General features: G+C 72.9%; 11 protein-coding genes. 4 read left to right on the top strand and 7 right to left on the bottom strand.

What is annotated here, in order from left to right; genetic code table 11:
- Positions 1 to 109 precede the first annotated feature (109 nt).
- The 4 genes from ACFVHB_RS07770 to clpS all read right to left on the bottom strand — a co-directional run bounded on the left by ACFVHB_RS07770 (position 110) and on the right by clpS (position 3,199).
- Positions 110 to 541, bottom strand: coding sequence for a Mov34/MPN/PAD-1 family protein (locus ACFVHB_RS07770; RefSeq protein ID WP_380316721.1), 432 nt, complete (start codon positions 539 to 541; stop codon positions 110 to 112).
- Between the two features lie 66 nt (positions 542 to 607).
- Positions 608 to 2,068, bottom strand: a complete 1,461-nt coding sequence (locus tag ACFVHB_RS07765) for an amino acid permease (RefSeq protein ID WP_380316718.1) — start codon at positions 2,066 to 2,068, stop codon at positions 608 to 610.
- A 200-nt stretch (positions 2,069 to 2,268) separates the two neighbouring features.
- Positions 2,269 to 2,844, bottom strand: a complete 576-nt coding sequence (locus ACFVHB_RS07760; RefSeq protein WP_380316715.1) for a DUF2017 domain-containing protein — start codon at positions 2,842 to 2,844, stop codon at positions 2,269 to 2,271.
- A gap of 61 nt (positions 2,845 to 2,905) precedes the next feature.
- A complete protein-coding gene (gene clpS, locus ACFVHB_RS07755) occupies positions 2,906 to 3,199 on the bottom strand; it encodes an ATP-dependent Clp protease adapter ClpS (protein WP_148644646.1) in 294 nt (97 codons plus the stop codon).
- A 244-nt stretch (positions 3,200 to 3,443) separates the two neighbouring features.
- On the opposite strand from clpS, the gene ACFVHB_RS07750 reads away from it, so the two are divergent.
- Together ACFVHB_RS07750 and ACFVHB_RS07745 are read left to right on the top strand one after the other, a co-directional pair.
- On the top strand, positions 3,444 to 4,760 hold the full coding sequence (locus ACFVHB_RS07750) for a nicotinate phosphoribosyltransferase (RefSeq protein WP_380316711.1): 1,317 nt from the start codon (positions 3,444 to 3,446) through the stop codon (positions 4,758 to 4,760).
- A gap of 166 nt (positions 4,761 to 4,926) precedes the next feature.
- Positions 4,927 to 5,517, top strand: a complete 591-nt coding sequence (locus tag ACFVHB_RS07745) for an isochorismatase family protein (RefSeq protein ID WP_380316708.1) — start codon at positions 4,927 to 4,929, stop codon at positions 5,515 to 5,517.
- 212 nt (positions 5,518 to 5,729) lie between these two features.
- Here the strand turns inward: ACFVHB_RS07745 and ACFVHB_RS07740 are convergent, their stop codons facing one another.
- On the bottom strand, positions 5,730 to 6,782 hold the full coding sequence (locus ACFVHB_RS07740; protein WP_380316705.1) for a hypothetical protein: 1,053 nt from the start codon (positions 6,780 to 6,782) through the stop codon (positions 5,730 to 5,732).
- 255 nt (positions 6,783 to 7,037) lie between these two features.
- Between ACFVHB_RS07740 and ACFVHB_RS07735 the strand changes: the two genes are divergently transcribed.
- Both ACFVHB_RS07735 and ACFVHB_RS07730 read left to right on the top strand, forming a co-directional pair.
- A complete protein-coding gene (locus ACFVHB_RS07735) occupies positions 7,038 to 7,679 on the top strand; it encodes a hypothetical protein (RefSeq protein ID WP_380316702.1) in 642 nt (213 codons plus the stop codon).
- A gap of 555 nt (positions 7,680 to 8,234) precedes the next feature.
- Positions 8,235 to 8,678, top strand: a complete 444-nt coding sequence (locus ACFVHB_RS07730) for an RNA polymerase sigma factor (RefSeq protein ID WP_380316699.1) — start codon at positions 8,235 to 8,237, stop codon at positions 8,676 to 8,678.
- 56 nt (positions 8,679 to 8,734) lie between these two features.
- On the opposite strand, the gene ACFVHB_RS07725 is transcribed toward ACFVHB_RS07730, so the two are convergent.
- Both ACFVHB_RS07725 and mycP read right to left on the bottom strand, forming a co-directional pair.
- A complete protein-coding gene (locus ACFVHB_RS07725) occupies positions 8,735 to 9,328 on the bottom strand; it encodes a DinB family protein (protein ID WP_380316696.1) in 594 nt (197 codons plus the stop codon).
- A 136-nt stretch (positions 9,329 to 9,464) separates the two neighbouring features.
- Positions 9,465 to 10,703, bottom strand: a complete 1,239-nt coding sequence (mycP, locus tag ACFVHB_RS07720; protein WP_380316693.1) for a type VII secretion-associated serine protease mycosin — start codon at positions 10,701 to 10,703, stop codon at positions 9,465 to 9,467.
- Positions 10,704 to 10,726: the final 23 nt, after the last annotated feature.

Below are 10,726 nucleotides of genomic sequence, written 5' to 3'. Positions count from 1 at the left end.
CCATACTGCCGGCCCGCGGCTTTGTTTTTTTTTTTTTGGGGGGCCGCCCCCCCCCCGGCCCCCCCCCCTTCGCCGGGGGGCGGCGGGCCCGCGCCCAGGTGGGTGCTGGTCAGGGCTGGTACGCCTCGACGACCTGGACGTCTTCCTCTGTGATCTCGCCGTCCACGATGCGGAACGAGCGGAACTGGTACGGGTCGTCCGGGCCGTTGCCGTCGGCGGTGGAGACCAGGACGTAGTGGGCGAACGGCTCGGAGGCGTAGCTCACGTCGGTGCGCGAGGGGTAGGCCTCGGTGGCGGTGTGCGAGTGGTAGACGATCACGGGCTCCTCGTCGCGGTCGTCCATCTCGCGGTAGAGCTTGAGCAGGTCGCCCGAGTCGAACTCGTAGAAGGTGGGCGAGCGGGCGGCGTTGAGCATCGGGATGAACCGCTCGGGCCGTCCGCTGCCGGCCGGTCCGGCCACCACGCCACAGGCCTCGTCCGGGTGGTCGGCGCGGGCGTGGGCGACGATCTGGTCGCGCAGTTCTCGGGTGATGGTCAGCATGCGGTCAGGATAGCCACGCCCCGGCGGGGGTCCGCCGGGGCGTCCACTGCCTGGTCCGACGGCCGGTCAGCCGCCGTCGCGGGCGTGCGAGCGGTCGTGGGCGCCGTCGTGGGCGCGGGCGACGCCCCGCACGGCGGCCGGGTTGCGGCGCTTGAGCACCTGGTAGCCGATCACCAGCAGCACGGCCCAGCCGGGGAAGACGTAGAGCGAGATCCGGTTGTCCTCGTCCAGCCCGATCAGCACGACGACCAGGACCAGGAAGCCGAGCGCGGCCCAGCTGCTCCAGACGCCGCCGGGCGCCTTGAAGGTGGGCGCCGGCAGGTGGCCGGCCTTCCAGGCCTTGCGGTAGCGGATCTGGCAGATCAGGATCATCGCCCAGGTCCAGAGGCCGCAGACGGTGGCGACCGAGGTGATGTACTCGAAGGCCTTGGCGGGGACGACGCCGTTGAGCACCACGCCGACGCCCATCAGGGCGCAGGACAGGGTGATCGCGGCGGCGGGGGTGCGCCGGGCGTTGAGCTTGGTCAGCCGCCCGGGGGCCTGGCCGCTCAGGGCGAGGTCGCGCAGCATCCGGCCGGTGGAGTACATGCCGGAGTTGCAGGAGGACAGCGCTGCGGTGAGCACCACGAAGTTGATGATGCCGGCCGCCGCCGGGATGCCGATCTTGCCGAAGGCGGCGACGAACGGGCTGACGCCGGGCTGGAATTCGGTCCACGGGACGAGCGAGAGGATGACCACGAGGGCGCCGATGTAGAACAGCGCGATGCGCCAGGGCAGCGTGTTGATGGCGCGCGGCAGCGTCTTCTCGGGGTTCTCGCTCTCGCCGGCGGTGACGCCGACGAGCTCCACGCCGAGGTAGGCGAACATGACGATCTGCAGGGTCATCACGGTGGCGCCGATGCCCTTGGGGAAGAAGCCGCCGTCGGCCCAGAGGTGGCTGACCGACGCGGTGTCACCGGCGTCGCTGAAACCGAGGGTGAGGACGCCGACGCCGATCAGGATCATGCCGATGATGGCGGTGACCTTGACCATGGAGAACCAGAACTCGATCTCGCCGAACAGCTTCACCGAGATCAGGTTGGCCCCGTAGAGGACGACCAGGAAGGTCAGCGCGCTGAGCCACTGGGGGATGCCGGGCGCCCAGAACTTCACGTAGACGGCGGCGGCGGTGGTCTCCGCCATGCCGGTGACGACCCAGAACAGCCAGTACGTCCAGCCGGTCACGTAGCCGGCGAAGGGGCCGAGGAACTCCCGGGCGTACTCGGCGAAGCTGCCGGACACCGGGCGGTAGGTGAGCAGTTCGCCGAGGGCGCGCATGATCGCGAAGATCACCACGCCGGCCACCGCGTAGGACAGGATCAGGCTCGGCCCGGACTTGGAGATCGCGGTGCCGGCGCCGAGGAAGAGGCCGGTGCCGATGGCGCCGCCGATGGCGATCATCTGGATCTGGCGGCCGCCCAGACCCCGCTCGTAGCCCTCCTCCTCCGGTTTGGTGTGGACCACGCGGTCGTGGAGCTGCTCGGCCATGGGTGCACCGTCCTGGATGGTCTCGTGGGAATGAGAAGTCGTACCACGCAGAATCCGGATAGCGGTGTCCATCTGAGCGATATTTGAGCATGGAGTCATATGATTCCGCCCGATTTGAACGGAAAGGCCCCGGCCCCCCGTCCGCATGCTGGACAGGGGGCCGGGGTGCCCGGAATCCGGGGCAGGATCGGGTCGCGGAGTCAGTCCGCGATCGCCTCCAGCAGCGACTCCTGGAGGGCGCCCAGCCACAGGTACGCCATGACCAGCGGCTTGCGCTCGTCGGTGTCCGGCAGGCCGTAGAGGCCCTGCTCGTCCTCCTCGGTGACCTCCAGCCGCACCCCCAGGGTCAGCCGCAGGTCGTTGAGCGCGCCCAGCCAGCGCAGGCAGTCGGCGGCGGGCAGCTTGAGCACCCCGCCCTCCCCGCCGAGCCCGTCCAGCGCCCGCACCACCCGCAGCGCGTCGTCGCGCTTGCGGGCGCGCAGGTCCAGCTCGGTGTAGCGGCGGAACTCGCCGGAGGCCGCCCGGCTCTCGTCGTCGTCCGGCTTCTCCGGATCGCCGTAGGCGTCCGGGAAGAGCCGGGCCAGCGCCGGGTCGGCGGGCGCCTCGGTGGGTCCCTCGGCGAACAGCGCGGCGAGCGGGTCGTCCCCCTCGCCTCCCGGGCCCGGGCCGATCAGCTCCAGCATCTGCACCTCGAGGGAGCGCAGGATGGAGGCCTCCACCTCGTCCAGCGCGATCGCCGCGGTCCCGCCGCCGGCACTCTCGAACAACCCAGCCATCTGTATCGGTCAGCCCGTCCTCGTCGTCTTCGGTGGTGGCGCCCGCGGTGCGGCCCGCGGCTCAGTCGTGCTGGAGCGTCGCCCAGAGGCCGTAGCCGTGCATCGCCTGCACGTCGCGCTCCATCTCCTCGCGGGACCCGCTGGAGACCACCGCCCGACCCTTGGTGTGCACCTCCATCATCAGCTTCCGGGCCTTGTCCTTCGGGTACCCGAAGTAGGCCTGGAAGACGTACTGGACGTAGCTCATCAGGTTGACCGGGTCGTTGTGCACGATGGTCACCCAGGGCGTGTCCGGCTCCGCCACCGGGAGTCCTTCGACCTCCGGGCGCTCGATCTCCGCGGGCGCGACACTCACCGCCGGGTCCTCCTCGCCATTCCTCGGCCACCTGCCCTTTCAGCCCCCATGCTGCCATCCGGGGGACGTCCGGGCGATTCCGCCCCCGGGCGCGCGAACGCCCGGCCGTCGCCCCCGCCATCCCTCGGCCATCCTCCCGGCGATCCGCCCGGCCGACCCCCGGCCGACCCCCGGCCGTTCCTCGGCCGTTCCCCGGCCGCGAGAAATCGTCACTCTGACGCTAAGTGGTAGTAGCATCATCTCCATGGACGCCACTTCAGTGCGCGCGGCCGGTTCGACCGCGCTGCTCACCGACCGCTACGAGCTCACCATGCTGCAGGCCGCCCTGCGGAGCGGGGCCGCGCACCGCCGCTCCGTCTTCGAGGTGTTCACCCGCCGCCTGCCGGCCGGCCGCCGCTACGGCGTGATGGCCGGGACCGGCCGGGTGCTGGACGCCGTCGAGAACTTCCGCTTCACGGCGGCCCAGCTCGACTGGCTGGCCGGACAGGACGTGGTCGACGCGGACACTCTGCGCTACCTGGCGGAGTACCGGTTCACCGGCGACATCCACGGCTACCCCGAGGGCGAGGTCTACTTCCCCGGCTCGCCGCTGCTGACCGTCGAGGGCACCTTCGCCGAGGCGGTGATCCTGGAGACGGTGATCCTGTCGATCCTCAACTTCGACTCGGCGATCGCCGCCGCCGCCTCCCGGATGACCGCCGCCGCCGGCGGCCGCCCGGTGATCGAGATGGGCGCCCGGCGCGCCCACGAACAGGCCGCCGTCTCGGCCGCCCGGGCCGCGTACGTGGCCGGCTTCGCCGCCACCTCCGACCTGGAGGCCGGCTTCACCCACGGCATCCCGACCACCGGCACCGCCGCGCACGCCTTCACCCTGGTCCACGACAGCGAACGGGACGCGTTCCGCGCGCAGATCGCCTCGATGGGCAAGGGCACCACGCTGCTGGTCGACACCTTCGACCTGCGCGAGGCGGTCCGCACCGCCGTCGAGGTGGCCGGCACCGAACTCGGCGCCGTCCGGATCGACTCCGGCGACCTCACGCTGCTGGCCCACCGGGTCCGCCGCCAGCTGGACGAGCTCGGCGCCCACAAGACGAAGATCATCGTCACCTCCGACCTGGACGAGTACGCGATCGCCGCCCTCGCCGCCGCCCCGGTCGACGGCTACGGCGTCGGCACCAGCCTGGTCACCGGCAGCGGCCACCCGACCTGCGCCATGGTCTACAAGCTGGTGGCCCGCGCCGAGTCGGCCGACGGGCCGCTCGTCCCGGTCGCCAAGCGCGCGGCCGGCGGCAAGACCAGCATCGGCGGCCGCAAGTGGGCGGCCCGCCGGCCCGACGCGGACGGCGTGGCCGAGGCCGAGGTGGTCGGCACCGGACCGGTCCCGGCCGGGCTGGAACCGCACCTGACGCAGGTGCCGCTGGTGCTGGCCGGCGAGGTGGTCGGCCGGGAACCGCTCGACGCGGCCCGCGACCGGCACGTCCGGGCCCGGGCCGGGCTGCCGCTCTCGGCCACCCAGCTCTCCAAGGGCGACCCGGTCCTGCCGACCGAGCTGATCCTCTGACAGCCCGCCGCGGCCCCGGGCCGACCGGCCCGGCGGGCCGGGCCCGGGACGCGGGCGTTCCCCGGGCCTTCCGCCCCCGGGTGCCACTGCCTACAGTCGACCGTAGAGTTCCCACCGGAAGCGCACAGAACCAGCGCACCACCCCCCACAACCGAGGATGCGAGCCATGCACCGGGCACTGATCGTCGTCGACGTGCAGAACGACTTCTGCGAGGGCGGCAGCCTGGCCGTCGCCGGCGGGGCCGAGGTGGCCGCCGCGATCACCGACCTGATCGCCGAGTCCAGCGCCGGGTACCAGCACGTCCTCGCCACCCGGGACAACCACATCGACCCGGGCGACCACTTCTCCGAGCAGCCGGACTACGTCAACAGCTGGCCGGTGCACTGCGTCGCGGGCACCGAAGGGGTGGGCTTCCACCCCAACTTCGCGCCCTCCGTCACCTCCGGCGCGATCGAGGCGGTCTTCGACAAGGGCGCGTACGCGGCGGCGTACAGCGGCTTCGAGGGCTTCGACGAGAACAACCGCGGGCCGGTCGAGTGGCTGCGCGAACGCCAGGTCACCGAGGTGGACGTGGTCGGCCTGGCCACCGACCACTGCGTCAAGGCCACCGCCCTGGACGCGGCCCGGGCCGGCTTCACCACCCGCGTCCTGCTCGACCTCACCGCCGGCGTCAAGCCGGAGACCACCGCCGCCGCGCTGGAGGAGCTGCGGGCGGCCGGGGTCGAACTGGTCGGCACGCCGGTCGTACGGGGCTGAGCGCTCGCCGCGCGGGGCCGAGCGGCGGCGGTCGTGCGGGGCCGAGCGCTCGCCGCGCGGGGCCGAGCGGCGGCGGTCGTGCGGGGCCGAGCGCTCTTGGCGCGGGCCGGGGCTCTTGGCGCGGGCCGGGCAGTGGTGCGGGGGCCGAGCGCTCGCGGCGCGGGGACGGGCAGTGGTGCGGGGCTCAGCGGCGGTGCGGGGCCGAGTGGCGGTCAGGCCTCGCCGACCAGGAGCTCGACCACGTCCGTTCCGCCCAGCCGGAACGCCTCGCGCAGCTCGGCGCCGACCGCGTCCGGCTCGGCGGCCAGCCGGGCGCCGGAGAGGTAGACGACCCGGATCCCCAGGTACTCCATCCGGTGCTGGCCGCCGCGCACCCAGGCCGCCTCCCCCTCGCTCACGCAGCGCAGCTCCGAGTCGACCTCCACCGCCACCCCGGCCCGCGGCCAGTACAGGTCCGGCACGGCGATGTAGGTGCCGCCGCGCATCCGCAGCTCCGGGGCGGTCAGCGGAACGGGCAGCAGCCACTCGTCCACCAGCTCACCCAGCCGCGTCAGCACGGAGTCCCGCTCGGCGGCCAGCAGTTCGTCCAGCGCGGCCCGCACCCGCAGGTCGGCGGCCAGCCCGGACTCCGTCAGCTCGGCGACCAACTCTCCCACGGTGCAACGGGCCTCGGGCCGGGCCACCCGACCCCCGGCCCGCCCCACGGCCTCCCGCAGCACCGCGCGCACCGGCAGCGCGACGCCCGCGCCGAACGCCGGCGCCGCATCCCCCGCCGTCCACTCGCACAGCGCGTCGGCGACCGCCCGGGCCACCGGCGCGCACGCCAGCCCGTGCACCGACCGGGCGACCAACTCCCGCTCCGTGCGCCGGATCCGCACCTCGCCGGCGTCCTTCAGCCGGCGCTGCCGGGGCACCAGGACGTCCACCCCGGTGACAGCCGGCAGCCGGGGCACGGCGGCGAAGCCGTACAGCGCCAGCGCGGCGGTGCCGGTGATCACCGCGCCCTCGCGGCGGCCCTCCTCGCGGCCGTTCTGCGCCGCGTACAGCAGCGCGGCCCACATCCGCTGCTCCGGCGTCGGCTCGCCGGACTGCAGCAGGTAGACGCGGGGCAGCAGCCGCTGCCAGGGACCGCCGCGGCGGCAGTGCTCGGTGACCACCCGGGTCGGCACGCCCCGGGCGCGCAGCTGGCTGGCGGTGACGACGTTCTGCTGACGCTTCGCCAGTTCCTCCAGGGACGGCGGCGGAGAGGGAATGCGGTAGCTCATGCGGACACCATCCCCAACACCCCGGACCGGTCATCGGTCGCCTGACGCACTGTTACCCAACCGTCGCGAAACCGGGACCACCCCGCACTAAAGTCCCCATACCCTCACTCATTCGGAGTAATAGGCGGTCATCGGGTTGTCAGCATCGGTCGGAGCCGATCAGCGACCAGCGGGTCTGACCGTGCGTGACCAAGGACATACGCGGAGGAGCCTCCGGGCGTCACTCGCACTCTCCGGATTGCCTACCCTTGGTTCATGTCACGTGACGAGACCGCCGGCCTCCGCGCGGCCCAGCTCCGCCTCGGCCGCCTGCCCGGATACGTCCGCCGGCCGGACCCGGCCCGACGCAGCGGCGAACAGGGCCATACGTACAAGAAGGGCTGGGAGGTCCGCTTCACCGCCCGCAGCGAGGCGGAGATAGCCGAGATCCGCGACCTCGTGGTCGCCGCCGGGTTCGCCCCGGCCAGACCCTTCTTCAAGGGCCACCAACTGATCCAGCCGGTCTACGGGATGGCCGTCGTCCAGGCCTACCTCGCCGCGAGACAGGCGGCCGAGGAGCATGCCGCCCGCAGTGCGGTCGGCCGGGGCCGGCGCGGGGCCGCCGAGGCCACCGGGGCCGCCGAGGCCACCGGGGCCGGGCAGGAGCGCGAGGAGAGCGCGGCTCACGGCACGGCTGACGGCGCGGTGGGCAGCGCGGCGGAGAGCGTGACGGAGAGCGCTGCGGAGAGCGCTGCGGCCGCAGCCGACGCGGCGGCGGCCGCGGCGGCCGCACGGGCCCGGCGGCGGATCGTGGAGGCGTTCCCCACCCAGCTCGAACGATGTACCGCGGCGGACGACCGGACCCCCGTCGCCTCGGACGGGCGGATACCGGCCGCGGAGGCGCGCAACCGCGGCTGACCCCCCGTCACGCCTCCGGTGGCACCCGCTCGCCGGCGACCGGTCCGCACGGCCGTGACCGGCGCGAACGAGGGCGGCCGGCCCACGCCGGACCGCCCGAACCCCCGGTCCCGCCACGTCCCCAGCCCCCGGGCGCGCCGCCCCGACGGGAGCGCACCACCCCTCCGCGCGCCCGCCTCCGCGCCCGTTTCCACCCGCCGCGCGCGCGACCGGTGGCGCGGGCGCGGCTTCACGCCGCAGGTGTGGACGGGAGCCACCGGACCGCCTACGGTGGCCCATCAACCGCCCCGCGACCCCTCGCCAGCCACCCGCACTGACCGGCCACGACGTCCTCACACCCGCGACCCCGGTAGCGCCGCGCACCACCCCTACCACCGGCCCCGCGCCACCCCGCCGCCCGACCGACACCGCACCCGGCCACCGCCGGAACCGGCCGAGCGCCGGTGTGATCCGGGCATTCAATCCGATTGGTAACCCAGCGCACCGAGCGCCTACCGTAGAGTGAGCACAGATGATCGACCGTCAGAAGCCCATCTCACTTGCCGAGAAGCCGAGATGACCAACCGTCACGACAGCGTCGCCGAGCCACCCCCGGGGCCCGGCGAACCGCCCGCCGTACCCCTGGAGTTCGCGGCGTTCTGCGAACTGCACCGGCCGCGGTACCTCAGCTATGCCCGCGTCTGGCTGCCCGACCAGACCGAGGCGGCCGGGGCGGTCCAGCAGGCCTTCGCCGAAATCGCCGTCCACTGGCGCGAGTTACTGGGCAGCTCCAACCCGACCGCACACGCCTGGCAGATCCTGCGCGGCACCGTCAGCGAGCACACCCTCCGCTCCGACCCGCCGGCCCGGCCCAGCCACCCCGCCGACGACGACCTGGCGATCCTGCACTACATCGTCGGCCTGGCCGCCCCCGAGATCGCCGACGTCATCGGCACCGACACCGCCAGCGTGGCCGGCCGGCTCCGCCGCACCATGCTGCGCGAGGCCTCCGGCTGGTGATCCCGGCCGGGCCCGCGCGCCCGAACCCCCCAGTGCCCGGCTCGCCGGCCGCCCGCTCAGACCCGCACGCCCGTCACGTCGAACAGGTGGTGCACCGGGTCGTGGACCAGGTAGCGGGAGAACGACTCCACCGTGAACCGCGCGCCGTCACTGCGTTCCCCCGTGCGCAGCCACTGCCCGCCCTCGACCCGCGCGAACGCGTCCGCGAGGATCCGCGCGGCCTCGGCCAGCTCCACCGCGACCACCGCCGGCCGCTGCTCCCCGTAGCGCTCGGCCACGGCCGTCTCGTCCTGGTCCCAGTTCGGGAAGAGCGGCCCCTCCTGGTCGAGCATCAGGTTCAGCCGGAAGTGGAACAGCCGGAAGACGTCCCGCACGTGGCAGGCGTACTCCAGGTCCGACCAGGTCTCCGGGCGGGGCCGGCGGCGTAGCGCCTCCTCGTCCCCGCCCAGCAGGGCCACCCAGGCGTCGGCGTTGGTCCGGATCATTCCGGGGACGGCCTCGCGGGCCACGGCCCCGGAGTCCAGGCCGCAGTCCGGGCAGGGCTGCTCCAGCACCCAGGTCCAGTCCTTGGTGTCCGGGACGATGCCGTCAGCGGCGGCGGGGGCGGGTGCGGGGGCGGGTGCGGGGGCGGCGTTCTCGGGAGTGGTCATGCGTCCAGGATGGCCGGGCCGGCGCCACCCCCACCAGCGGCGATAACGCCATCGGCCGCCGAAATGCGGCCAGCCCGATACGGCGCGGGCCGGCAGGCCGGCCCGCCCGACAACGGGCCTGCCGCGCAGCCCGGGCCTACTGGTACGGCCGCTGCGGCGGCGGTGGCGGGTACCCCGGGTACCCCTGCGGATACGGGCCCGCGACAGCGGCCGCCCGCCGCCTCCGCCGCGCCCGCACCACCAGACCACCGGCCACCCCACCGGCCACCACCACCAACACCACCCCGGCACCGATCAGGGTGTACGTGATCCCCGGGTTCCCGCCCTTCGTCGGCACGGGGGACGCGTCGGAACCGTTCGTGGCACCTTCCGTGCCCGTGTCCGGAGTTCCTTGCGACTCGGCCCGGCCCACCAACGGGTTGTCCTTCGGCCCGCCGTCCACAGCCGCATTCGGCTCAAGGGCCTTGGTGGGGGAAACGATCCCGTACCCGTAGTGGTCGTTCGGCACACCCGAACCGTCCGGCGGCGGAGTAGCAGTCTTGATCATCCGGCTGATGACCTGGCCTGACGAAAGATTCGGGTACTTGGACCGAATGAGGGCTGCGGTGGCAGAGACGTAGGCGGTGGCATCAGACGTCCCGTTGCCGACGCCGTAGCTCGATGTCGACTTGGCGGTGGCCTGATAGATCTCGACACCTGGGCCAGCGATCGTGGTTTCAGGTCCGTAGGTGGATTTCTCCCAGACTCGCCCTTGCTGATCGACCGCCGCGACGGCCATCACGCCCGGGAACGCCGCCGGGTACTCGACGGGCAAGGACCTGTTCCCGCTGTTTCCCGCAGACGCCACGAGGACGATGTCCTTGGACACCGCGTACTTGATCGCGTCACGCGCATCCTTGTCGGTCCGGAAGTATCCGCCGAGGGAGATGTTGATGACCCTCGCCCCATGGTCTGCTGCGAACCTGATGGCCCGCGCGAAGTCAGGCCCCTGGTCCCCCCACTGGCCGTCCTTGCTCGTGAGCTTGATCGGAAGAATCTTGGCCTTGGGCGCGAGACCCTTGATTCCGGCTTGCGCACCGTGTCCGGTACCGGCGATCAGAGCTGCCATCGCAGTGCCGTGACCGTCAGCGTCGAACCGCCCGTCCGAGGATCCTCCGGAGAAGTCAGCACCGGGCAACACCTGGCCGATGAGATCCTGGTGATCCTGATTGACGCCACCGTCCACCACGGCAACGATGACACCCTCGCCCTGACTGACCGGCCAGACTTTCGTCTCGGCTTCGAAAGTCCTCAGCGGCCACTGTGAGTCCCGGATCTGATCCGCCGCCGCCGGCGGAGAAGCCATCGCAAACAACAAGGCTCCGGCGGTGAGCACGGCTGCTCCACGCCCTACTCGAC

It is taken from the genome of Kitasatospora sp. NPDC127111, from assembly GCF_042677465.1.
Taxonomy (GTDB): Bacteria; Actinomycetota; Actinomycetes; order Streptomycetales; family Streptomycetaceae; genus Kitasatospora.
The sequence above is the reverse complement of the archived record's forward strand: the minus strand, read 5'-3'. Positions and strand labels throughout refer to the sequence as shown.